The 22,237-nt window shown below is 59.1% G+C and carries 22 protein-coding genes and 5 pseudogenes; 17 read left to right on the top strand and 10 right to left on the bottom strand.

The genetic code is table 11. From position 1 onward, the window contains the following. The 6 genes and pseudogenes from AKU94_RS20365 to AKU94_RS08195 form a co-directional block, all read right to left on the bottom strand. Positions 1-316: pseudogene (locus tag AKU94_RS20365) on the bottom strand (IS110 family transposase); the annotation flags it as partial. A gap of 151 nt (positions 317-467) precedes the next feature. Continuing rightward, positions 468-720, bottom strand: a pseudogene (locus AKU94_RS19145) (hypothetical protein); the annotation flags it as partial. 67 nt (positions 721-787) lie between these two features. Further along, entirely contained in the window at positions 788-1,777 is a 990-nt protein-coding gene (locus tag AKU94_RS08205; RefSeq protein WP_050526812.1) for a tyrosine-type recombinase/integrase, read from the bottom strand. Next, positions 1,774-2,436 carry a tyrosine-type recombinase/integrase gene (locus tag AKU94_RS08200; RefSeq protein ID WP_198144872.1) on the bottom strand — a complete coding sequence of 221 codons (663 nt, stop codon included), beginning with the start codon at positions 2,434-2,436 and terminating at the stop codon, positions 1,774-1,776. The genes AKU94_RS08205 and AKU94_RS08200 overlap by 4 nt, the downstream gene beginning before the upstream one ends. 5 nt (positions 2,437-2,441) lie before the next feature. Next, on the bottom strand, positions 2,442-2,627 hold the full coding sequence (locus AKU94_RS20000; RefSeq protein WP_198144871.1) for a hypothetical protein: 186 nt from the start codon (positions 2,625-2,627) through the stop codon (positions 2,442-2,444). Continuing rightward, complete coding sequence (locus AKU94_RS08195) at positions 2,624-3,016, bottom strand: tyrosine-type recombinase/integrase (RefSeq protein ID WP_408633685.1); 393 nt, start codon at positions 3,014-3,016, stop codon at positions 2,624-2,626. The genes AKU94_RS20000 and AKU94_RS08195 overlap by 4 nt, the downstream gene beginning before the upstream one ends. Before the next feature lie 96 nt (positions 3,017-3,112). On the opposite strand from AKU94_RS08195, the pseudogene AKU94_RS20360 reads away from it, so the two are divergent. The 3 genes and pseudogenes from AKU94_RS20360 to msrB form a co-directional block, all read left to right on the top strand. Further along, positions 3,113-3,607: pseudogene (locus AKU94_RS20360) on the top strand (IS3 family transposase); the annotation flags it as partial. A 52-nt stretch (positions 3,608-3,659) separates the two neighbouring features. After that, positions 3,660-4,064, top strand: coding sequence for a hypothetical protein (locus AKU94_RS08185; RefSeq protein WP_050526811.1), 405 nt, complete (start codon positions 3,660-3,662; stop codon positions 4,062-4,064). A gap of 167 nt (positions 4,065-4,231) precedes the next feature. Beyond that, positions 4,232-4,717 carry a peptide-methionine (R)-S-oxide reductase MsrB gene (msrB, locus tag AKU94_RS08180; protein WP_050526810.1) on the top strand — a complete coding sequence of 162 codons (486 nt, stop codon included), beginning with the start codon at positions 4,232-4,234 and terminating at the stop codon, positions 4,715-4,717. Between the two features lie 29 nt (positions 4,718-4,746). On the opposite strand, the gene AKU94_RS08175 is transcribed toward msrB, so the two are convergent. Beyond that, positions 4,747-6,177, bottom strand: a complete 1,431-nt coding sequence (locus AKU94_RS08175; RefSeq protein ID WP_050526809.1) for a Glu/Leu/Phe/Val family dehydrogenase — start codon at positions 6,175-6,177, stop codon at positions 4,747-4,749. Positions 6,178-6,585: 408 nt separating this feature from the next. On the opposite strand from AKU94_RS08175, the gene AKU94_RS08170 reads away from it, so the two are divergent. The 3 genes from AKU94_RS08170 to AKU94_RS08160 are packed head-to-tail and all read left to right on the top strand — an operon-like array spanning position 6,586 to position 9,292. After that, a complete protein-coding gene (locus AKU94_RS08170) occupies positions 6,586-8,160 on the top strand; it encodes a VWA domain-containing protein (protein ID WP_050526808.1) in 1,575 nt (524 codons plus the stop codon). Further along, the gene (locus tag AKU94_RS08165) at positions 8,157-8,723 is read left to right on the top strand and encodes a TadE/TadG family type IV pilus assembly protein (protein ID WP_232295727.1); all 567 of its coding nucleotides are present in this window, start codon (positions 8,157-8,159) and stop codon (positions 8,721-8,723) included. Before AKU94_RS08170 ends, AKU94_RS08165 begins: the two co-directional genes overlap by 4 nt. An 11-nt stretch (positions 8,724-8,734) precedes the next feature. Then, positions 8,735-9,292 (top strand): TadE/TadG family type IV pilus assembly protein, encoded by a 558-nt coding sequence (locus AKU94_RS08160; protein WP_050526807.1) that lies wholly within the window; start codon positions 8,735-8,737, stop codon positions 9,290-9,292. Positions 9,293-9,313: 21 nt separating this feature from the next. Here the strand turns inward: AKU94_RS08160 and AKU94_RS08155 are convergent, their stop codons facing one another. Next, positions 9,314-9,793, bottom strand: a complete 480-nt coding sequence (locus AKU94_RS08155; RefSeq protein WP_157056470.1) for a hypothetical protein — start codon at positions 9,791-9,793, stop codon at positions 9,314-9,316. A gap of 119 nt (positions 9,794-9,912) precedes the next feature. Here AKU94_RS08155 and AKU94_RS08150 point away from each other — a divergent pair, with 119 nt between their 5' ends. Then, positions 9,913-10,605, top strand: a complete 693-nt coding sequence (locus AKU94_RS08150; RefSeq protein WP_050526805.1) for a metal-dependent hydrolase — start codon at positions 9,913-9,915, stop codon at positions 10,603-10,605. Between the two features lie 3 nt (positions 10,606-10,608). On the opposite strand, the gene AKU94_RS08145 is transcribed toward AKU94_RS08150, so the two are convergent. Next, on the bottom strand, positions 10,609-11,064 hold the full coding sequence (locus AKU94_RS08145) for a nucleoside deaminase (protein ID WP_050526804.1): 456 nt from the start codon (positions 11,062-11,064) through the stop codon (positions 10,609-10,611). Between the two features lie 142 nt (positions 11,065-11,206). On the opposite strand from AKU94_RS08145, the pseudogene AKU94_RS08140 reads away from it, so the two are divergent. From AKU94_RS08140 to dtd, 10 genes and pseudogenes are all read left to right on the top strand, one after another. Continuing rightward, a pseudogene (locus tag AKU94_RS08140) lies at positions 11,207-11,950 on the top strand (pseudouridine synthase); the annotation flags it as partial. 283 nt (positions 11,951-12,233) lie between these two features. Next, the gene (locus AKU94_RS08135) at positions 12,234-12,440 is read left to right on the top strand and encodes a hypothetical protein (RefSeq protein WP_050526802.1); all 207 of its coding nucleotides are present in this window, start codon (positions 12,234-12,236) and stop codon (positions 12,438-12,440) included. Then, positions 12,440-13,315 carry a 5-bromo-4-chloroindolyl phosphate hydrolysis family protein gene (locus AKU94_RS08130; protein ID WP_050526801.1) on the top strand — a complete coding sequence of 292 codons (876 nt, stop codon included), beginning with the start codon at positions 12,440-12,442 and terminating at the stop codon, positions 13,313-13,315. The genes AKU94_RS08135 and AKU94_RS08130 overlap by 1 nt, the downstream gene beginning before the upstream one ends. A 34-nt stretch (positions 13,316-13,349) precedes the next feature. Next, positions 13,350-14,546, top strand: a complete 1,197-nt coding sequence (locus tag AKU94_RS08125; protein ID WP_050526800.1) for a toxic anion resistance protein — start codon at positions 13,350-13,352, stop codon at positions 14,544-14,546. Positions 14,547-14,561: 15 nt separating this feature from the next. Next, a pseudogene (locus AKU94_RS19660) lies at positions 14,562-15,538 on the top strand (DUF2927 domain-containing protein). Between the two features lie 10 nt (positions 15,539-15,548). Beyond that, a complete protein-coding gene (locus tag AKU94_RS08110) occupies positions 15,549-16,658 on the top strand; it encodes an SPFH domain-containing protein (protein ID WP_050526797.1) in 1,110 nt (369 codons plus the stop codon). A 1-nt stretch (position 16,659) separates the two neighbouring features. Next, positions 16,660-17,760 (top strand): primosomal protein N' (replication factor Y) - superfamily II helicase, encoded by a 1,101-nt coding sequence (locus AKU94_RS08105; RefSeq protein WP_050526796.1) that lies wholly within the window; start codon positions 16,660-16,662, stop codon positions 17,758-17,760. Between the two features lie 152 nt (positions 17,761-17,912). Continuing rightward, positions 17,913-18,869 carry a phosphoribosylaminoimidazolesuccinocarboxamide synthase gene (locus tag AKU94_RS08100; protein ID WP_050526795.1) on the top strand — a complete coding sequence of 319 codons (957 nt, stop codon included), beginning with the start codon at positions 17,913-17,915 and terminating at the stop codon, positions 18,867-18,869. A 21-nt stretch (positions 18,870-18,890) separates the two neighbouring features. Further along, entirely contained in the window at positions 18,891-19,808 is a 918-nt protein-coding gene (locus AKU94_RS08095; RefSeq protein ID WP_050526794.1) for a carbohydrate kinase family protein, read from the top strand. Then, positions 19,805-20,248 (top strand): D-aminoacyl-tRNA deacylase, encoded by a 444-nt coding sequence (dtd, locus tag AKU94_RS08090; RefSeq protein WP_050526793.1) that lies wholly within the window; start codon positions 19,805-19,807, stop codon positions 20,246-20,248. The genes AKU94_RS08095 and dtd overlap by 4 nt, the downstream gene beginning before the upstream one ends. Here the strand turns inward: dtd and AKU94_RS08085 are convergent. Then, positions 20,245-22,140, bottom strand: a complete 1,896-nt coding sequence (locus tag AKU94_RS08085; protein WP_050526792.1) for an acyl-CoA synthetase — start codon at positions 22,138-22,140, stop codon at positions 20,245-20,247. The two genes, dtd and AKU94_RS08085, sit on opposite strands and share 4 nt — an antisense overlap. Positions 22,141-22,237: the final 97 nt, after the last annotated feature.

Raw genomic sequence — 22,237 nt, 5'->3', positions numbered from 1 at the left:
AGACCATGCCCTGCGCCTGTTGTTCTGCGCTTTTAACCGAGACGTAGCGCATGGTCGGGCGCGATGCCGCCTCCGCGATCGCTTCTGCGTCATTTGCATCGTTCTTTTGACGCTTCACAAACGGCTTAACGTAAACAGGTGGGATTAGACGCGCCTCGTGACCGAGCTTGCCAATCTCACGCCCCCAATAATGGGACGTAGCGCAAGCCTCCATAGCAACACCGCACCTTGGACGCTTACTCCGGAACGCAATAAGCTGAGGCCGCGACAATTTCTTGCGGAACACAACGGAACCATCGGTGGCAGCCCCGTGCAGTTGGAAGCCCCGTGCAGTTGGAAGCCCCGTTTTGCTAAATCAATTCCTACTATGCTAACATTCTCTATGGATGCTCTTCCTTTGTATGACAGTTTAAACTGCTATCATTCTGGCACATTGCGATGCCGCCGGGTGGGGCATCCACCCCATCATTGATGTAGTGGAAGATCGCCATCTCGGCCTTGCGCCGCGTCTTCCAAGGATGCCGCCAGATCAGTTCGGCTTTGATGGTTTCGAAGAACGTCTCAACCATTGCCTGGCAGGTGATTTGCAACGCAAATCTGCCGGGAGGGGGCTGCATTATCGTAGCAATTGCCCTTGCCTGACATCGATACTTTGAACCTGTGTTGGCGCGGTATCTTCTGGTGGTTGTGTGAACAATATTGTGACCCGCGATCCGTGTGTGACTTATGCCGATGTAGGCCCGTAACCCATTGTTTCCGGGGGGGCGCTGTGAAGGGGTCGGCATAATCAGAGGGCTTCGAGGAAGGCGAGGAGTTTGTCGGTCGGTCGGAATCGGCCGGGTTTTGTCGTGATTGGGGCTGTCCTTTCGAGGGCATGTTCCTTGATCTGCAGGTCCGCGTGCAGGTAAATCTGGGTCGTTTCGATCTGATCGTGGCCGAGCCAGAGCGCGATCACCGAGGTGTCGATGTCGGCGCGCAGAAGGCGCATGGTTGCGGAATGGCGCAAGACATGCATGGTAACGCGCTTTGTTGACATTGTCGGGCACGCGACTTGTGCGTCTGCCACGTATTTGGCCAGCCGACGTTCGAGCGCATCTCGGCTGAGGGCGCGCCCGGTTCTTGTCGAGAACAGCGGATCCGAAGGCGGGCCGGCGCGCTCGGCGAGCCAAGCCCGCAGAAGCGCGACGGTGTTGGATGTGAGTGGCGTAATCCGCTGCTGTCGCCCCTTGCCGTTACAGCTGACATGCGCGCAGGCCCCCAGATGGACGTCGGCGTAGACGAGGCCAGTCAGTTCAGAGGCCCGAAGGCCTGTCTGGACGTCGAGACCGAACAGCGCCGTGTAGCGCCGCCCAGTCCAGATTACCCGGTCTGGCGCGGCCAGCAGGGCGTCAATTTCCGCCTCGGTCAGGAAGGTCACGAGCCGCCGCTCGAAGCGCTTCGGTGGAATGGCGAGGACCCGTTCGATGGTGGCGGCATGGTCGGGGTGGCGCAGGGCCGCATAGCGGAACAGGGACCGGATCGCGGCCAGTCGGGCGTTGCGGGTGCGTACGCTGTTTTTCCTTTCATGCTCCAGATGGTCGAGGAAGGTGCCGATCAGGGGCGCATCGAGATCGTCAATGTCGAGCTTGCCCGGCGGCATGCCGCTCGGCTTCGACGCTAAGACCAGGAGCAGCCGCAGCGTATCGCGATAGGCCCGAACCGTGTTCGGGCTGACCCGACGCTGGCGGATGAGGCGATCGGTGAAGAACGCCTGCAGGGTCGTGGCCAGCGCACTCATGCGTGACCTCCGGGGTGGCGCTCGAGCCTATCGCCGGCCAGTGCCAGCAATTCCGGCGCGGCCGAGAGGTACCAGTAGGTACTGCCGGGATCGGCATGACCAAGGTAGGTGGACAGGATCGCAACGCGGGAATCGGGGTCGCCCGTTCGGTAGTCGTCGACGATGGTGCTGACGGCGAAGCTGTGCCGACGATCATGAATCTTGGGACGGCATGTCGCCGAACGCGGAACTATGCCACAATGATGCAGCAGCTTCTTGAAGATCGGCTGCACGACCGTGTAGCGCAGGCGTTTGCCGGTCGAACTGATCAACAGGGTCGACGTGTTCCGCTCACGGGGACGGTCATCGCGGCGCAGGTAGTCTTCCAGCGCCGCGACGGTACTCGGATGCAGCGGCAAGTCGCGCGCCTCGTCGAACTTGCCGTGCCGGATTGTCACCATGCCGCTGCCCGCGTCGTAGTCGTCTCGGTCGAGGCCAATCGCCTCTCCGATCCGCATGCCGGTCGCCGCCAAGAGGCTGATCAAGGTCCGGTAGGTCGTCTGCACATGCGATCCGCGCAGGATCACCGTGGCCCGCATCAGGTCCGATGTCTCCTGCGGCGTGTAGAGATACGGCGTTGCGCGGCGCCCTCGCGCCGGCAGAAGATCGTCGTGCGGCACCTCGCTCACCCCGTCAGTGCGCGCAGGTGCCGAGCGAAGAGGCGGACCTCGGCCAGACGTCTGGAGGTCCAGATCGCGGCAGCACCTGCGGCTGTAAACTGGCCGAGAAGCCGCTCGGTCTTGTCCAGCTTGTAGCCGAGAGCGCGCCGCATGGTCAGATAATCGGCAACGGATTGACGTAGATTGCTCATAGGTCGCCCTCCGGCCAGGGGCGCGCGATCAGGCGCAGGCTGTCCCGGTCGACCTTGGCGTAGATCGCCGTCGTCTCGGCGCGGCTATGACGCAATAGCTGGCCAATCTCGGGCAAGGAAGCGCCTGCGCGCAAAAGCTTCGTTGCTGCGGTATGGCGCAGCCGATGTGCATGGACGCGCCCGAGGCCAGCGCGTCGGGCAGCGTCCGCCACGATGCCGCTCACGCGGCTTGCGTCGAGCGCGTGATGGGGCGCGAAGTGTCGGACGAATACGGTCCTGCCTCGAGCGCCCGTCGGCCGGGCGTGGCGCAGGTATTCGGCCAATCGGCGACCGACATCAGGCGGAAGGGGTAGCCGTTCGTGACAGTTGCCCTTGCCGCGCACGCTGATTGTTCCCGCGCGTCAGTCGATATCGTCCAACCCGAGCCCGGCGACCTCGCCGGGCCGCAGGCCGAGCCGAACCAGCAAGGTCAAGATGGCCAGATCTCGGATATTACCTATCTGCCCATGCGCCGAGGGTTCCTCGTATCTGGCCGCCATTATGGATTGGCACACCCGTAAGGTGCTGGCTTGGCGCATCTCGAATACGCTGGAGGCGGACTTCTGTGTTGCGGCACTGAACGAGGCCATCCACAAGTTCGGCCCGCCCGAGATCATGAATACCGATCAAGGATCTCAGTTCACGTCCTTTGCCTGGACTGACCGGCTACGCCGATCCGGCGTGCGCATCTCAATGGATGGGAAGGGCCGCTACCTAGACAACATCTTCATTGAGAGGCTCTGGCGAACCCTGAAATACGAGTGCGTCTACTGCATGCCTGGGAGACCGGATCAGAAGCGAAGGCAGGCATCCGGAAATGGATGACCTTTTACAACAACCAACGCCCACACTCAGCCCTTGGCGGCAGGCCACCAGCCGTGGTCTATTGGCTGAGAAATGACAGAACACAACACGATCAGCAGGAGCAGAGAGTAGCTTAATTTACGCCATATCCTGTCCAGCCGATGGGGAGTAGCTCAGATCTTTGCCCGGATGGGCCAGAACACGCTTGCCCGCGAGGCGCTCATGTTGCTGCCTTTTCTGGCAGGTTTTGCGCTGCTTATAATCTTTGGACTACCCCTTTTGCCCAAGGTTTCAATCCTGCGCGCGCCGTTCGATCCGCCCGAGTTCATGTTCGCATCCGCATGGTATTATCTGCCGAAATCCGCCGATATCCTGTTTCAGCAAACTTTGGCGGCGCGGCTGATTCTCACCGCGGCGAATGCGGGGTACCGGTTGCGTCAGATTATGATCGGGATGGCACTGGCTTTTGACGGATTTACGCCGACCTATGTTATCCGCTTTACCTGTGCCGCGACCCTTTTCGGGGCTCTGCTGCCCTATCTCTATCTGCAAGCGCATCACGGGTTTCGATGGGCCTATGCGCTGCATTCGTGATTCCACGTCCTTGATGCAGCCCTGACCCATGTCATTCTGGCATCGGCGCCTTGGGCGTGACACCGGACACGGCATGCTCATAGAACGGTCACAGGCTTGTGCCTTGATGTGATGCACCCTTTGCACCAGATCTGCTCTATGATCGGTAAAAGTATAAGGAGACAAGCATGCTTTCACGCCGCAGCCTATTGACCACCTCGCTTGCCGCCGCAGGGTTTGGTGCCTTGCCTGCCCGGGCCGAGGATTTTGAGATCACACTGACATCTGCCGAGTGGAAAGCCAAATTGACACCCGCCCAATATGCGGTACTGCGCGAGGAAGCGACAGAACGCGCATTCTCCAACAGCTTGAAAGGTGAAACCTCACCGCTTTTGAAAGAGGCGCGTGAGGGCACCTACCTGTGTGCGGGTTGTGATCTGCCCGTCTATGCCTCCGCCACCAAATATGACAGCGGCACCGGCTGGCCCAGCTTTTACGCCGCTATCGACGGGGCTGTTGGGACCAAAGACGACTTCAGCCTCTTTGGTCGCCGAACCGAGGTACATTGCCGCCGCTGTGGCGGGCATCTGGGTCATATCTTTGACGACGGGCCAGAGCCCACGGGGAAACGCCACTGTATCAACGGCCTGGCGATGACTTTCGCCCCGACCTGAACCTTTCATCGAGAAAGGGGCTTTGACTCTCAAAGCCCCTTGGACTGATAAGTCGCGGCGACCCGGCTGATGGAAACGATATAGGCCGCAACCCGCAGATCCTCGACATCCGCGCGCCCGTGCCAGACCTCTCGCATCGCCTGATAGGCCGTGCGCATCGTATCATCGAGGCCGGAACGCACCAATTCCAGCTCTCCCGCGCCTTTCAGGTATTTGCTCTTGAACCCCGGCGACATGGTCCAGCCAAGGCCCTTGTCGCTCGACAATCTTTCCAGCTCGTTCACCAGCAGGATATGGCGCGCCTCTTCGGCACGGCGTTGCATGCGGCCGAAACGGATATGGCTCAGGTTCTTGACCCATTCGAAATAAGAGACCGTCACGCCGCCCGCATTGGCATACATATCGGGGATGATCACCACGCCCTTCTTGCGCAGAACCTCATCGGCGCCGAAGGTAACAGGGCCATTCGCGGCCTCGATGATCAGCTTGGCCTTGATCCGGTCGGCATTACTTAGGTTGATAACCCCTTCCAGCGCTGCCGGGATCAGCACGTCACAGTCTTTTTCCAGAACCACAGCCCCTTCCGCCACAAAAGTCCCATGCGGATACCCTTTGACAGAGCCGTGTTTGACGATCCACTGGTGCAGATCCTCAATATCGACACCGTCATCATCGACAATGGCCCCGTCCCATTCGATCACAGCGACAATCTTGGCGCCGTCTTCCTCGGACAGGAATTTCGCGGCGTGATAGCCGACGTTGCCCAGCCCCTGCACAATGATCCTTTTGCCGTCCAGATTACCCGAAAGTCCCGCCAGCGCCTTATCCTCATCGTACCGGAAAAACTCTTGTAGCGCGTATTGCACGCCGCGGCCCGTTGCCTCAACCCGGCCCTGAATACCGCCCGCATGTGGCGGCTTGCCGGTAACGCAGGCCTTGGCGTTGATGTCGGCAGTGTGCATCCGCGCGTATTGATCGGCAATCCATGCCATCTCACGCTCTCCAGTGCCCATATCGGGGGCGGGAACGTTTTGCGCCGGATTGATCAGATCACGCTTGATCAGCTCATAGGCGAACCGGCGGGTGATGGATTCCAGCTCATGCGGTTCCCACGCGCGGGGGTCGATACAAAGCCCGCCCTTTGAGCCGCCAAAAGGCGTCTCCACCAGCGCACATTTATAGGTCATCAGGGCGGCAAGCGCCTCAACCTCGTTCTGGTTCACCGCAAGCGCATAGCGGATGCCGCCCTTGACCGGCTCCATATGTTCGGAATGGACAGAGCGGTAGCCGGTAAAGGTCTCTATCTTGCCGCGCAACCGCACACCAAAGCGCACGGTATAGGTGGAATTGCAAACCTTGATCTTTTGTTCCAGACCGGGGCTCAGATCCATCAGGGCAGTCGCGCGGTTGAACATCAAATCAACTGAGTCGCGAAAGCTCGGCTCACCAAAATTCTGCATAGCGTCCTCCTTTGACCGCCCGATGTGCAAAAAACGGGCGCACTTCAAACGAAGCCTAGCGCAGACCGCCTAAAATTCCAGCAAAATTTTGGCGGACGGCGCGCCACCGGCTGCTACACGCCCCCCTTATCTGGGATGATTCGACCGCCGCGTATTTTGCCGAATACGTTAACCACGCGGCAAAGCCCAAGACCATTTTGACCGCGCCCGAAACATGCCTTTGTCGCCCCCCCTGCGGACAATAGCACGCCATTCCCCTAAGCGTTTCCAACCATATCGATTTGTCCATATTTTCGACCGAAAACGCCACATTTTTGCCCCATGTCACGCGCCATTTAGAGGTGGGAAAAGCTGTATCTGTGCCCGAAATTAACATCTTTCGGGCATTGGCATATCAAGGAAACTATAATGAAAAGCGTATTTGAGCTCAGGCTGCCGATTACCAAACCCAAAGGGTGGACTTGCAACCGCCTGCGCGGCTTTATGCGACAAGAGGACGGCGCTTTGCTTATCTTCGGCATTGTGTTGTTTGTCCTGATGGCGATGCTGGGCGGCCTTTCCGTCGATCTGATGCGCTACGAACAACGCCGGACAGAGTTGCAGCACACGCTGGACCGGTCGGTTCTGGCGGCTGCCGCGATCAGCCAGCGGCTTGAACCAAATGCCGTCGTGACGGATTATTTCGACAAAGCAGGCCTGTCCGAATATTTGGAGAATGTCTCATCAGATACCGGGTTGAACTACCGGAGTGTGACGGCCTCGGCCAAGTCCACGCTCAAGCCGTTTTTCATGCATTTGATCGGCGTCGACAGTTTGACACCAGCCGCCGCCTCGGGGGCCGAACAGCGTATCTCCAACATCGAGGTGTCACTGGTTCTGGATATCTCCGGCTCCATGCGCGGATCGCGGATCGATAACCTGCGGCCAGCGGCGCGTGAATTTGTGACCGCAGTTCTTGCCAGTTCCAGTCCGGGCCGGGTGTCCATCTCTGTCGTCCCCTATAACGCGCAGGTCAATATTGGCCGTCCGATGATGAATTCCTTCAACGTCGATGCACAACATAATCATTCCTCCTGTATCGAGTTGCCCGATTCCGTCTTTGGCTCCATTGATCTGTCAACCACGACCAAGTTTCAGCACAACGCCCATTTCGACCCTTATTATACAAGGTCGGGGGCCTCTAGTCTGCTGTACAACTGCCCTCCGCAAAGCGGGAATGAAGTTGTCACCCTCAGCCAAAGCACCACCGATTTGCACAATTCCATCAACAGCCTCTACGCCGATGGCAACACCTCGATTGATGTCGGTGTCAAATGGGGTGCGCTTTTGCTGAACCAGAATGCGAATTCCGTCATTTCGGACATGGTAACCGCCGGTGAGGTCGCCGCAACGTTCAGCAACCGTCCACTGGACGCAGATGCCACCCAGACCCTGAAGGTTCTGGTCGTTATGACGGACGGCGAAAATACCACCGAGTACAAGATAAACGACCCCTATAACTCGGGCTTGTCGAACATCTGGCGCAATGATGACACTGGCAGGGTATCGGTCTATTTCAATCGTTACGGCGACAACGACTGGTGGTGGCCGCGCACTAAAAAATGGAACAGCTACCGCGATGGCGGCAACGATGATGCCCGCCAATTGGAGTGGCCAGAGGTGTGGGAAGAGTATTCGGTTCGCTATGTCGCCCAGTATTTCTATGCGACCCCGCTGGATCAAAACGCCACTTCCTGGCGCAACACATTTATGAATTGGGTAAGCTCCAGCAAGAACAACCGATTGCAACAGATATGCAGCGCCGCCAAGACAGCCGGTATTGTGGTTTATGGGATCGGTTTTGAGGCACCGACAAATGGTCGCAACCAACTGCGCGCCTGCGCCAGCACCGAAAGCCATTATTTCGACGCCAGCGGCCTGGAAATCTCCAGCGCCTTCCGGGCGATTGCCAATAACATCAGCCAGCTGAGGTTGACCCAATGATACATCAACACGAACACGCCAAACCATCCGCCCTGCAACGGTTTCGCGCCCGCATTCTGCGGACCATACGGGCCGAGGATGGCGTAGCCTCTTTGGAATTCGTTTTGGCCATTCCCGTCATCCTCGCGGTGTTCATGGCCTCAATGGAATCGGGCGTCCTGATGACCCGTTTTATCATGCTGGAACAATCGGTGGATGTTGTCATGCGCAAGCTGCGTCTGGGGCAATATCCAAACCCCGATTCGGATCTGCTGAAGGAAGAGATTTGCAAACACACCGTCATCATGAACAGCTGCAGAGAGGCCATCTCAATCGAGATGATGCCGATCAGCACCACATCATGGGCTATGCCCACCAACAGCATGGGCTGTGTCGACCGCGAAAACAACGTCCAGCCCGCGCTGACCTTTGACCCCGGGGCGGCACATGAGGTCATGCTGGTGCGTGTTTGTGTGGCTCAGGATGCGCTCTTTCCGACCACAGGCATCGGGCTCAAGCTGCCCAAGGACAGTCAGGGCGGATACGGGCTTGTGGCCGTGTCCGCCTTTGTGAACGAACCCTAAGGAATACCGGAATGTCATTTATATCCAACGCAGTTCGTCGCTTTAAACAAGATGAAAAAGGTTCTGTCATTGTCGAGGCCGTGATGGTCGTGCCAATGCTGGCGTGGGCCTATGCCGGGCTTTTCAGCTATTGGGATGCTTACCGCAGTATCAATACGGTGCAAAAGGCGGCCTATACGATCTCTGACCTGATCTCTCGCAGCCAAGGGTCGGTGGACGACGCCTATATCGCGGGTATACGCGACACCATGAACTATATGCTCGGGTCCGAAGAGGCAGGGCAAATTCGCGTCACATCCTATCGCTGGAGCGATGTCGACGGCGCCTATTCGGTGATTTTTTCACGCTCTCCCAATGAGGCGATGCCGCAGTTGACAGATGCGGATCTGGCCGCCCTGACCGCACGACTGCCGGTTCTGGCGGATGGGGATGCTGCCGTCCTCGTAGAGGCACATGTCCCCTATACCGCGCCGATTGCCTTTGGTGTGGCCCCCGAGGTGATTGACCAGTTTATCGTCACCCGCCCCCGCTTTTTGCCCAAGCTGTGCCATGAAGCCGAGGATTGCTGAGAGGCTACGGGCCAAAGCGCATCACACTTCCCGTCTGGCAATCAGATCGGTTATGGCCTCGGCCATATAACGCGCGGGTTGCGCAGGGGTAACCCCGCCAACCCCCAGCCGCGTACCCAGACGCCACCAAAGACCCGGTGCCCAGGCGCCCCCGCGGCCCTTGACCAGGATCAGCGAAAACCCATGCGTCGGCTTGAACGCAAAAGCCCCACGGGAAACCTCGCGGATATTCGCCACCTCGGCCAGCAAGCGCCCGTCACTGTCGCGCAACGCCGTTTGCGTCAGGACAAGCCCGATCCGCGTGGCAACCCACATCCGGTACCCCCCGTAAAACAGCAGCACCCCCGCCCCCAGCACTGCGATCCGCAAGACCATCTGGTCACGCGAAATATCCATGGCAACGCCTATCAATAACGCCCCGAATGCGACTTGAGTCACAACTCCGGCCACCCGACGCGGCAGTGAGGGGGTCAACCGCGCCAATATATTGTCGTCATCCATCGCCATATCCATTTTATCTGTTTAACTGGCTATAACAGGTTGCGCCCCAAGCACCAGCACGCCATTGACCACGCCCCCGCTCCCCGCCAAACTGGCGCAAAACAATACAGGAGCGTCTCATGCAACTCACTTGGCTTGGCCATTCCGGCTTTCGTCTGGAAATCGAAAACGCGGTTATACTGATCGATCCGTTCCTAACCGGCAATCCCGTCTTTCCGGCCGATCAGCGTGCCAAGGCCATCGCGGGTACAACCCATATCGTGCTGACCCATGGCCACGGCGATCATGCTGGCGATGCCGCAGCAATCGCCAAGGAAACCGGCGCCACGGTTGCCTGCATCCATGAGCTGTCCCAGATCCTCGCCGAGGACGGTGCAACGACGCTTGGCTTTGGCAAGGGTGGTACTGTTGATCTGAACGGTGCCAAGGTGACGATGGTCAACGCCTGCCATTCCTCCTCAATCGACTACAAAGGGGGCCTGCCCACCCCCGCCGGATCAGAGGCCGGCTTTATGATCGCGGGCGAAGGACACACGATCTATGTCTCCGGCGACACCGACATCATGGCCGATATGGAATGGATGGGCGACCTTCACGCCCCCGATATCGGCATCCTCTGTGCGGGGGGGCATTACACGATGGATATGGCCCGCGCAGCCTATGCGGCCAAACGCTATTTCAACTTCAAAACCGTGATCCCCTGTCACTACCGCACCTTCCCGCTGTTGGCCCAATCCGCGCAGGTCATGGCCAACGCCCTGCCCGATGTTAAAGTAATCGAACCCGAAGTGATGCAGACCATCACACTCTAGGGCTTATCCGTCACGCCGTTTGGCAAAGAAATCCCTCAGCATCGCGGTGGAATCCTCGGCCGCGATGCCGTCATAGACCTCGGGCGCATGGTGGCATTGGGCGTGCGAGAACACCCGCGCGCCCACCTCGACCCCGCCTGATTTCGGATCCGAGGCCCCATAGTAAAGCCGCGCCACCCGTGCGCTCGCAATCGCGGCCGCGCACATCGCGCAAGGCTCCAGCGTCACGTAAAGATCATAGCCGCCCAACCGCTCGTTTTGCAGCAGGTTGCAGGCCTCGCGGATCACCAGCATCTCGGCATGGGCGGTCGGGTCGTGAAGTTCCCGTACACGGTTGCCGGCACGCGCCACCACACCTTGCGGGCCGACCAGAACGGCGCCCACAGGCACCTCCCCGCGCAGGCCCGCCGCGCGCGCCTCTTCCAGCGCGATATCCATATATGAGGTGAATCCCGTCATGCCACAGCCTTGCCCCTGCCGGCAGAAAAACGCAATCCCCCCTTGCCGTGAACGGCCAGACGAAATACTTTGACGGCTCGGGGGTATATAGACCTCCGGCGCTTTGCCACGTCGCGATGACGTCGCCAGAAAAGGCCAGCCCATGACCACAGCCCCCAAAACCACAGCCGCAAAACCCACCCCCGCAGGTGACCGTATCGCCAAGGTCCTGTCGCGCGCAGGCATAGCCTCGCGCCGCGAGGCCGAGCGTATGATCGCCATCGGGCAGGTTGCGGTAAACGGCAAGGTCATCGACAGCCCCGCGCTGAATGTTACCGACCGCGACCGTATCACCGTAGACGGCCAACCCGTGGGCCAACCCGAACCCGCGCGGCTCTGGCTTTACTATAAGCCCGACGGGTTGGTGACCTCGAACAATGATGAAAAGGGCCGTGATACGATCTTTGACCACCTCCCCGAGGATCTGCCCCGCGTGATGTCGGTTGGCAGGCTTGACCTCAACTCTGAAGGGTTGTTGCTGCTGACCAATGACGGCGGCCTCAAGCGCAAGCTGGAGCTGCCCTCAACCGGCTGGCTGCGCAAATACCGTGTCCGCGTAAAAGGCAACCCGACCGAGCCGGATCTGGAGCCGCTGCGCCGGGGGATCACCATCGACGGGGAAAAATTCCAGCCAATGATCGTGATCCTTGACCGTATTCAGGGCGCAAATGCTTGGCTGACGGTGGGCCTGCGTGAGGGCAAGAACCGCGAGATTCGCCGCACCATGGCGGCGATCAACCTGACTGTGAACCGCTTGATCCGCATCAGCTATGGCCCGTTCCGCCTTGGTGAAATGACGCCGGGCATGGTGACAGAGGTCAAGGGCCGCGTTCTGCGCGACCAGCTTGGCCAGCGCGAAACCCCCGAGGATGCCGTGGCCCCGAAACCCCGCCCCAAAGGCCCGCGTATTGCCAAACCGAACGCGGGGGCCAAGCCTTCGACGGGCAAACCCGGCCCAAAGCGTGCGGGAAAACCGGCACAACCCCGCCAGCGGCGCGCCTGACGCACCGGAAATCGGAAATTTCCCCGCTTTGCACACTGGCAAGCGAGGCTTTGCGTGCCTATAGTCAACCATAGCAGAGTTTTCCGACTGTGCCCCTTCAAATTCGTCAAAGCCCGGAGGCTGACAAATGATTGTAATGCTGCTCAGGGTGATCATGGTCCTGATACCATTCGCGCTGATCATATTTGTCATAGCCAAGGTACAGGGGGCGAAACCGGCGCCCCAAACCAGCGTCGCACCAACCCGGTCAAGCCCGTTTTTCGGGTTACAAACCTTGTCATTTTGTCTGCTGGCGGCGCTGACCCTTTATGTCGCAACGATGGAGGTACTTTGATGGGGCAACGTTTTGGTGGAAAATACAGCCCCGGCGGCAACCAGAATGAAAACACCCCCGCGCCAAATTCGTTTCAGGGCAAGCGGCGCAGCAAGGCAGGGTTGAAATCCAACCTGCTGTTTATCTTGCCTCTCCCCTTTGCCTGGAAAGCGTTTCAAGGGGAACCAACCACATTGATCTACGGGCTGATCGCCTTTGCCATGATGATCGGCGGGGCATGGATGACGCGCGAAGGGCTTTTTGCACAAGAAGCCTATGATGCGCGCCGCGTTGCCCGCAGACCTGCGCTGCCACGCAAGGCAATCGGGGCGCTGTTGATTGGCGGCGGGCTTGGCGTTGGCATGCTTATGGCGGGACAGTCCTCGGTTATCGCCACGGTAATTGCCACATTGGGGGCGTTTTTGCACATCGGGTCCTTCGGCTTTGATCCGATGGCTGATAAGGGTATCGAGGGCGTCGACAGTTTCCAGACTGACCGCGTGACAAAGGCGATCGACACCGGCGAGGCCCATCTAACCGCGATGAAGGCCGCCATTGCCCGCGCCCGTGACCATCAGCTTGAACGCCGCGTTGACCGCTTCAACGATATTGCACGACAGCTGTTTCGCACCGTCGAAAACGACCCGCGCGACCTGACGGCGGCTCGGAAATACCTTGGCGTTTATCTGCAGGGTGCCCGTGATGCGACGGTGAAATTTGTCGACCTCTACAGCGGCAATCGCGACCCGAATATCCGCGCGGAATATGAATCCCTGCTAACCGATCTGGAAACTAATTTCGCGAACCGCACCACCGCCCTTTTGTCCGACAATCACAGCGACCTGAATGTTGAAATCGAAGTCCTGCGGGAACGCCTGGCCTTTGAGAACCGTTAATCTGCGTCCGCGCATTGAAGAGTGAGAGTATCTGATGGCCCAATCGACCCAGCAAAAAGCCGCCGCTGCCCTGGCAGAAGTTGAACAAGTCACCGCCGTGATCCTGCCCGAACCGGGGCGCGATCTGGTCACGCTGGAGGCCGCAACCCCCGCCCATGCCGCCGAGATCCAAAAGCGGATGGCCGAGATCAATATCGACAACACCCAATCCATTATCTCTTTCGGCTCCTCTGCACAGGCCGAATTGCAGGTGATTTCCCAGGAAATGCTGGCCGATGTCAAAAACAAGGACGTGGGGCCTGCGGGCGACAGCCTGCGCAAGATGGTCGGCACCATCCGCGGGTTCTCGGTCTCGGAGCTTGACGTGCGCCGTGACCGGACGTGGTGGGAAAAACTTCTGGGCCGCGCCGCGCCCTTTGCCAATTTCGTCGCGAAATTCGAAAACGTTCAGGGCCAGATCGACGACATCACAGAAACCCTGCTGGGCCATGAGCATACGCTGCTCAAGGATATCAAATCGCTGGACCTTCTTTATGACAAGACGCTGAGCTTCTATGACGAGCTGGCGCTTTATATTGCCGCCGGTGAGGCCAAGATCCAAGAGCTTGACGCCAAGGACATTCCGGCCAAAGAGGCCGAGGTCAAAGCCGCGCCCGAGGAAAAACAGGTGATGAAGGCGCAAGAGCTGCGTGACCTGCGTTCGGCCCGCGATGATCTGGAACGCCGTGTGCATGACCTCAAGCTGACGCGGCAGGTCACGATGCAGTCGCTGCCCTCGATCCGTCTGGTTCAGGAAAACGACAAGAGCCTGGTCACCAAGATCAACTCCACCCTCGTCAACACCGTGCCGCTGTGGGAAACCCAATTGGCACAAGCGGTCACCATCCAGCGGTCGCGCGAAGCCGCGCAAAGCATCCGCGCCGCAAATGACCTGACAAATGAGCTGCTGACCTCCAACGCCGAAAATCTGCAACAAACCAACCGTATAGTGCGCACCGAAATGGAACGCGGCGTGTTTGATATCGAAGCGGTGAAAAAGGCCAATGCCACATTGATCGCCACGATCAATGAAAGCCTCGCCATCGCGGATGAGGGCAAGGCCAAACGTGCCGCCGCAGAGGAGGAACTGGTGAAGATGGAGCATGAACTACGCGACACGCTTGCCGCCGCCAGCGGGCGCAAGGACGGCTTGGGCGATACGGTCGGCACCAGTGCGCCAGACCGGAAATAGAGGATACCACACAGGATGGCCCGCGTGCCTTTGCCGCTGAAACTGGCCCCGAACACCTTGAAAGGCGCGATCGTGATGGTCGCTTCTGCCGGGGTATTGACGGGCTGCATAAGCTCTTCGAGGATTGAGGGGCGCGCCACGCAACCGCCCCCCGCCCGTGTTCTGGCCCCCGAAGTAGCCACCCCCTCAGCCGCGAGCAAGGCCCTGCGCGCCTATTACGCGGGTGTGCAGGCCGAGCTTTTGTCCCAAGGCCTGATGCGCACCGATACCGGCGCCAAGGATGCCCCATTTTCGGCGCGGATGCTGGCAAATAACTTTGCCCGTATCGCATTTTATGACGAATTTGACAGCTCCTCGGGCAGGCTTATCGCGCGCGTCACGGAAAAAAGGCTACGCCGTTGGCAAAAGCCGGTGCGCGTCGGGTTAAATTTTGGCACCTCTGTGCCTCAAAAACAGCGGGCGATTGAAGAGGCGCGGGTGCGCTCTTTCCTTGCGCGCTGGCGCGGCTGACGGGCCATTCCATTCAGCTGGCAAACAGTGGTGTGAACTTTCACCTGCACATCCTGAACACGGATGAAATCAAGGCCATCGGCCCGACCGTCCGACGCACCGATCCCAGCATCGGCGAGGCAGAGCTGGACTCCATCATCAATATGCCGGAGTCGACCTATTGTCAGGTCACCACTTCGATCGATGACAGCACCAGCCTGATCGAGCGCGCCTTTGCCGTCGTACGCGCCGAACATCCCGATCTTTTGCACCTGTCCTGTCTGCATGAGGAAATCACCCAAGGGCTTGGCCTGCCCAATGACAGCCCGCAGGCGCGTCCCTCCATCTTTAACGACGATCAGGAATTTGCCCTGCTGACCCCGATGGATGAGATGATGCTGAAAATGCTCTATGACAAGCGCCTCACGCCCGGCATGACCCTGGCCGAGGCCCGCCCCATTATCGACCAACTCGCCGAATCCCTTGTCGGCGGCGACAGTTAAGGAAGCACAAATGGTATTCGACTTTCTCAAAGGCCAGTTTATTGACGTCATCTCATGGACGGATGACACCCGCGACACAATGGTCTGGCGGTTTGAACGCCACGGGAACGAGATCAAATACGGCGCCAAACTGACCGTCCGAGAAGGTCAGGCCGCCGTATTCATCCATGAGGGCCAGCTGGCCGATGTCTTTGGTCCCGGCCTTTATATGTTGGAAACCAACAACATGCCGGTGATGACCGCGCTTCAGCACTGGGATCACGGGTTTCAATCGCCTTTCAAATCCGAGATCTATTTTATCAACACCACCCGTTTCAACGACCTGAAATGGGGTACTAAAAACCCGATCATGACCCGCGATCCGGAATTCGGCCCCGTGCGCATCCGCGCCTTTGGCACCTATTCGATGCGCGTCACCGATCCGGCCCGCTTCATGAGCGAAATCGTCGGCACCGACGGCGAGTTTACCGCCGATGAGATCAGCTATCAGATCCGCAACGTGATCTTGCAAGAGATGAGCCGCGCACTGGCTGCAAGCCAGATCCCCGTTCTGGATATGGCCGCCAATACCGCCGATCTGGGCAAGCTGGTCGCCACCGCGATCAACCCGCAAATCGCGGAATACGGCCTGTCGCTGCCCGAACTTTACATCGAAAATATCTCTCTGCCCGAAGCGGTAGAGGCCGCGATGGACAAGCGCACCTCGATGGGCGTTGTCGGTGATCTGGACCGCTATATGAAGTTCAACGCGGCCGAGAGCATGGCACAATCAGGATCGGCAGCAGGGGCCGCCATGGGTGCGGGCGTCGGCGCCGGTATCGGCATGGGGATGGCACAGGCCATGGGCCCGTGGGGGGCCAGACCCGTTCAGGCCGGACCCGACCAAATGCCGCCACCACCGCCGCCACCTGCGCCGGAAAAGCTCTGGCATACCGCCAAGGATGGGACCACGTCAGGGCCGTTTTCACGCAGCCACCTTGGCCGCATGATCACCGAAGGCAGCTTTGCCCGCGACACGCTTGTCTGGACGGCGGGTCAGGATGGCTGGATCGCCGCCGGTGAGATAGCAGAACTGGCACAGCTATTCACCGTCGCCCCTCCACCACCCCCCGGAGCGTAACGTGAGCGCAGAGCACGACCGCCGCTGGCCCTGTGACAGCTGCGGGGCAGAGCTGCGCTTTGCCCCCGGCCAGACCCAGATGCGCTGCGATCATTGCGGCAACGTACAAGAGATCCCGGCGGCGGCAGTGCATGACCGGCGCACGGCCTTGGTGGAACACCCCCTTGCCCAAGGGCTGCGCAACGACCTTCCGCAGACCGCGATGGAAGAGCCGCAAACCACCCGATGTACGAATTGCGGTGCGTTGGTGGAATTCGAGGGCGCGAAACATGCCACTGCATGTCCGTTTTGTGCAACTCCGCTGGTCATCGGCACCGGCACCAACCGCCAGATCAAGCCCCAAGCGCTGATCCCGTTTCAACTGGATGAGCGCACAGCGCGTGATGCGATGGGCAAATGGCTTGGCAGCCTTTGGTTCGCGCCGGGCGGGCTGGTGGAATATGCGCGCAAAGGGCGTACGCTCTCGGGGCTTTACATGCCCTATTGGACCTTTGATGCGGCGACGCAGTCACGCTATGCCGGTCAGCGCGGCACCTATTATTACGAGACCCGCAATGTCACCGTCGTGGTGGATGGCAAGCGGCAACAGCGGCGCGAACAGGTCCGCAAAACCCGGTGGCGATCCGTGTCAGGCCGTGTGGCCCGCGCCTTTGACGATGTGCTTGTGATGGCGGCGCAAAGCCTGCCGCGCAGCTATACCAAAGGGCTGGAGCCATGGGATCTGGGCGCGCTGGTGCCCTACCGCGCCGATTATCTGGCGGGTTTCATGGCAGAGGGCTATACCGTCAGCCTGTCAGACGGTAGCGCCCATGCAAAAGAGATCATGGCACAGGTGATCAAGCGGGATGTGGCACGTGATATTGGCGGTGATGAGCAACGCATAAGTGCGGTCGAAACCAACTACGGCGCCGAGACATTCAAGCATATCCTGCTGCCGATCTGGATGGCGGCCTATAAATATAATGGCAAGACCTACCGTTTTGTGGTGAACGGGCAAACCGGGAAAGTGCAGGGAGAGCGGCCCTATTCCATCTGGAAGATTACTTTTGCCGTTCTGATTGCTGCGCTGTTACTGGGCGTCTTTGCCTATCTCGGTCAATAATAGCAAAGACCGCGCTTGCGGGGCATTGAGCCCCCCTGCGCACGGATTGCCATGGAAGGTCACAACCGAAGGCTAAATCAGCCAAATGCCAGTGCAAAGATTGACTTTGACGCGATCCCGCCCGATAGAACGCAGACCAACAGGAGGCCCCGATGCTTGATCTGACCCGCGTCCTTGAAGATGCCAGTATCCCAGAACTCCCGAATCCCTATTTCGGCAAGGTCAGGGATTGTTATGATCTGCCAGATGATCGGCGGATCCTGATTTCATCAGACCGGATTTCAGCCTTTGACCGTATTCTTGCGGCGATCCCGTTCAAGGGGCAGGTTCTGACCCAAACCGCGCGGTACTGGTTCGACCTGACCCGCGATATTTGCCCCAACCATGTGCTTGAATATCCCGACCCCAATGTGGTGATCGGGAAACGCTTGACCATCCTGCCGGTTGAGATTGTTGTGCGCGGCTATCTTGCCGGGACCACAGGGACCTCTATTCTGACGCTGTACAAAAAGGGCGCGCGGCAGATGTACGGGCATAACCTTCCTGATGGCTTGCGCGACAATCAGGCCCTGCCGACACCGATTATCACCCCCACCTCCAAGGCCTTTGACGGTGGCCACGACGAGCCGATGACGGCGGATGAAATCATGTCCCAAGGGCTGTTGTCCGCAAAGCAATGGGACCGGATATCCGCGATCTCGCTGGCCCTGTTTGCGCGGGGGCAGGAAATGTCGGCCAAAAACGGCTTGATCCTTGTCGATACGAAATATGAATTCGGCGTTGATGCCGAGGGCAACATCATGCTGGCCGATGAGATCCACACCCCTGACAGTTCACGCTATTGGTTGGCGGACGGCTATCAGCAGGCGCTGGCGACCGGCAGCAGGCCGCCATCCTTTGACAAGGATGTCATCCGTGCCTGGGTAGCCGAGCGCTGTGACCCCTATCACGATGCGATCCCCGAGATCCCTGCCGATATGATCGCCGCCACCGCGCGAACCTATATCGATGCCTATGAGGCGATCACGGGCCAGATATTTATCCCCGATACATCTGGCGACACGCCACTGGAGCGGGTTCGTACAAACCTTGCACCTTATTTCACCTGAGCGCCAATTAGGAGCCTGACCATGATCTTATGTTGCGGCGAAGCCTTGATCGACATGCTCCACCGGGAAACCAAAGCGGGGGAGGACGGTTTTGCCCCCCATGCAGGCGGGGCGATTTTCAATACGGCCATTGCTTTGGGGCGGTTGGGCGTCAGCACCGGGTATTTCTCGGGCCTGTCCACGGATCTTTTCGGACAGATTTTGACCCGTGCGCTGGCCGCATCGAATGTTGATATCTCGCTCGCGCCGCGCTCGGACAGGCCGACGACTTTGGCCTTTGTCACGCTGACCAACGGACAGGCAACCTACGCCTTTTATGATGAGAATACGGCGGGGCGGATGCTCACCCCCGAGGATTTGCCGGTTCTGCCGGATAATATCGAGGCTTTGTTCTTTGGCGGTATTTCATTGGTAAACGATCCTGCGGCCAGCAGTCTTGCCCTATTTCAACAGCGCGCCGGGGGCCGTGTCACCATGATCGACCCCAATATCCGGCCCAGCTTTATCACCGATCAGGCCACCTACCGTGAGCGTATCAACAAGATGCTGGCCCGCGCCGATATCGTGAAGATCAGCGACGAGGATCTGCATTGGCTTGAAGGGGCGGGCGATCCGCAGGCTCTTGCGCAAAATCTGTTGGCGCGCGGGGCCAAGCTGGTATTTCTGACCGAAGGGGCCGCAGGGGCGCGCGCGATCACCGCCACCCAAAACCGTTTTGTTGCCGCCAATCCGGCCAAGGTCGCCGATACCGTCGGGGCGGGGGATACCTTTAACGCCGGCGCACTGGCCGCCTTGCACGACGCGGGCGCCCTGTCCAAAACGGCCATCGCCGCCCTGCCTGACAGCACGCTGGACGCCGCCCTTTCGCTGGGAAATCGCGCCGCCGCTGTGACCGTATCGCGCCCCGGCGCAAACCCGCCCTGGCGGCATGAGCTATGAGGGCGCTGCTACAACGCGTCCATAATGCCGCCGTCAAGGTTGATGGTGAAACCATCGGCGAGATTGGCCCCGGCTTGCTGATCCTGATCTGTGCAATGCAGGGCGACACAGAGGCGCAGGCCGAGCATCTGGCCACCAAAATCGCCAAGCTGCGGATTTTCAAGGATGATGCGGAGAAGATGAACCTGTCGCTGAAAAACACGGGCGGCAGTGCCTTGATTATCAGCCAGTTCACACTGGCCGCCGATACCTCGCGCGGGAACCGCCCCGGCTTTTCAACCGCAGCCCCGCCCGAAGAGGGTCGCGCGCTTTACCATCATTTCATCGGGGCGGTCGCAGCCCTTGGCATCCCGACCGCCGAAGGCGCCTTTGGCGCGGATATGGATGTCAGCCTGACCAATGCCGGACCGGTCACCATCTGGCTTGATACCGCCAGCTAGGCTTCAACCCAATCCCATGGGCGCACAAACCCGCCCAGCACTGCGGTTACGGCCTCATCCGTGACGCCGTCGACGCGCGCGATCTGGGCGACAAGCCCGCGCTTTTTATCCTCTATCACGGCGACCACTTTGAGGCCCAGCCCCGCCGCTGCCAGCGCCTCATTATAGGTGCGGGTGATTGCAAGACGGCGCAGGTCGGGCTTGAAAACCTTGCCAACGGCGGTTTTGGGCAGCTCATCCAGAATCTCGATGACTTTTGGCACGGCCGCGCGTTCATTAATGTATTTGCGCGCATATTTCATCAATTCCTCGACCGTCACCTCTGCGCCCGCGACCAACTCGACATAGGCGCAAGGCACCTCGCCTGAATGGGCATCCGGCTGGCCAATCGCGCCAACCATCGCCACGGCATCATGGCCTGCAAGCGCCTCTTCGATCTCGGCAGGGTCGATGTTATGGCCGCCACGAATGATCAGATCCTTGGCGCGGCCGGTTATAAACAAATAGCCCTCGGAATCGATCCGCCCCAGATCGCCGGTACGAAGATAGACCTTCTCGGCAAATAGATTTTGGTTCTTGTCCACCTCGGTATAGGTAGAGCCGGGAAAGACACCGGGGTTGGCCACGCAAATCTCTCCCACCTGATCAATACCGCAATCAACAGGGTTATCAGCGTCGTCATGATGCAGGATGCGCACATGCGTATAAGGCAGTGGAATCCCGACCGATCCGATTTTCTTTTTACCCTCGGGTGGGTTGCATGACACCAGACAGGTGCATTCTGTCAGGCCGTACCCCTCGATGATCTCGACGCCAGTGGCCGCCTCGAACCGTTTGAACAATTCCAACGGCAATGGGGCAGAGCCGGAAAACGCGCCCCGCAGGCTGCTGACATCGGCGTCCACCGGGCGCTGCATCAAGGCCGAAAGCGCGGTCGGCACGGTGATCATATAGCTGACCTTCCAGCGTTCGACCAACTTCCAGAAATTATCAAAAACCCCGTCACCACGATAGCCCGCAGGCGTCGGAAACACAGTATGCCCGCCGGAGGCAATCATCGACATCAATATCGGATAGATCGCGAAAACATGGAACATCGGCAGCGGGCAGATCACCACATCCGATGATTTGAAGATCAGATTAGCCCCCAGCCAGCCGTTATAGACCATGCCGGAAACCTTGTGCTGTGCGACCTTGGGCATACCGGTGGTGCCGCCGGTATGGAAAAAGGCGGCGACGCGGTCCTCCAGCACATCCTCAAAGATAAGGCGGTCCGAAGGCTGACGTGCAGATTCCGCATTGAAATCACGCACGCGGGCATGATGTTCCACCGGGTTTTTCGGCCGGATAAGCGGCACGATCCAGCTTTTGGGCGGCGATAGGTATCGGTTAAGGTCGATTTCCAGCACATTCTTTACATCGGGCGCGTGGCGCACGGCCTCTGCCACCTTTTGCGCAACATCGGTTTTCGGAAAGGCCTTGAGCGTGACAACTATCTTGGCGCCGGTCTCGCGCAGGATAGAGCTGATCTGATCAGCATCCATTAAAGGGTTCACCGGATTGACAATCCCCGCCACCGCGCCCGCTAGGACCGTCACCGCCGTCTCAAGACAGTTGGGCAGAACGAAGGCAACCACATCATCGCGTCCGATGCCAAGCGCATGAAACAGGTTGGCCGTTTGGGTCACACGCGCATGATACTGTGCCCATGTCAGCGTCTGGGCACTGTCCTTGGCCCCCGACATCAACTGAAAGCTGATGGCAGGCTGGTCGCCATGCGCATCGCGGGTACGGGTCAGGAACTGATAGATGGATTTGGCGGCATCACGATCTTGCCAAGGCATTTCGTTTTCAATGGCATCACGATCTGCAACCGATGCAAAAGCCTTCATGTGCTGTCCTCCCCCTCAACCTGTGCGCTTGGCGTGTTGCGCACTATTATATCAAAGATGCTGGCTTTTTGGTGACCCTGCAAGCAAAGACAGCCTT

The organism is Pseudorhodobacter aquimaris (assembly GCF_001202025.1).
Classification (GTDB): domain Bacteria; phylum Pseudomonadota; class Alphaproteobacteria; order Rhodobacterales; family Rhodobacteraceae; genus Pseudorhodobacter; species Pseudorhodobacter aquimaris.
Note: the sequence above shows the minus strand (reverse complement) of the source record. Positions and strands in the feature narration are given on the sequence as shown.

Bases quoted from the DNA above. Each gene is read 5' to 3' on its own strand.
- AKU94_RS08135 (WP_050526802.1), top strand. From the start codon at position 12,234: ATGATTGTAATGCTGCTCAGGGTGATCATGGTCCTGATACCATTCGCG.
- dtd (WP_050526793.1), top strand. From the start codon at position 19,805: ATGAGGGCGCTGCTACAACGCGTCCATAATGCCGCCGTCAAGGTTGAT.
- AKU94_RS08130 (WP_050526801.1), top strand. From the start codon at position 12,440: ATGGGGCAACGTTTTGGTGGAAAATACAGCCCCGGCGGCAACCAGAAT.
- AKU94_RS08145 (WP_050526804.1), bottom strand. From the start codon at position 11,064: ATGACGGGATTCACCTCATATATGGATATCGCGCTGGAAGAGGCGCGC.
- AKU94_RS08085 (WP_050526792.1), bottom strand. From the start codon at position 22,140: ATGAAGGCTTTTGCATCGGTTGCAGATCGTGATGCCATTGAAAACGAA.
- msrB (WP_050526810.1), top strand. From the start codon at position 4,232: ATGCTTTCACGCCGCAGCCTATTGACCACCTCGCTTGCCGCCGCAGGG.
- AKU94_RS08175 (WP_050526809.1), bottom strand. From the start codon at position 6,177: ATGCAGAATTTTGGTGAGCCGAGCTTTCGCGACTCAGTTGATTTGATG.
- AKU94_RS08170 (WP_050526808.1), top strand. From the start codon at position 6,586: ATGAAAAGCGTATTTGAGCTCAGGCTGCCGATTACCAAACCCAAAGGG.
- AKU94_RS08095 (WP_050526794.1), top strand. From the start codon at position 18,891: ATGATCTTATGTTGCGGCGAAGCCTTGATCGACATGCTCCACCGGGAA.
- AKU94_RS08155 (WP_157056470.1), bottom strand. From the start codon at position 9,793: ATGGATGACGACAATATATTGGCGCGGTTGACCCCCTCACTGCCGCGT.
- AKU94_RS08150 (WP_050526805.1), top strand. From the start codon at position 9,913: ATGCAACTCACTTGGCTTGGCCATTCCGGCTTTCGTCTGGAAATCGAA.
- AKU94_RS08165 (WP_232295727.1), top strand. From the start codon at position 8,157: ATGATACATCAACACGAACACGCCAAACCATCCGCCCTGCAACGGTTT.
- AKU94_RS08160 (WP_050526807.1), top strand. From the start codon at position 8,735: ATGTCATTTATATCCAACGCAGTTCGTCGCTTTAAACAAGATGAAAAA.
- AKU94_RS20000 (WP_198144871.1), bottom strand. From the start codon at position 2,627: ATGAGCAATCTACGTCAATCCGTTGCCGATTATCTGACCATGCGGCGC.
- AKU94_RS08205 (WP_050526812.1), bottom strand. From the start codon at position 1,777: ATGAGTGCGCTGGCCACGACCCTGCAGGCGTTCTTCACCGATCGCCTC.
- AKU94_RS08110 (WP_050526797.1), top strand. From the start codon at position 15,549: ATGGTATTCGACTTTCTCAAAGGCCAGTTTATTGACGTCATCTCATGG.
- AKU94_RS08100 (WP_050526795.1), top strand. From the start codon at position 17,913: ATGCTTGATCTGACCCGCGTCCTTGAAGATGCCAGTATCCCAGAACTC.
- AKU94_RS08125 (WP_050526800.1), top strand. From the start codon at position 13,350: ATGGCCCAATCGACCCAGCAAAAAGCCGCCGCTGCCCTGGCAGAAGTT.
- AKU94_RS08185 (WP_050526811.1), top strand. From the start codon at position 3,660: ATGGGCCAGAACACGCTTGCCCGCGAGGCGCTCATGTTGCTGCCTTTT.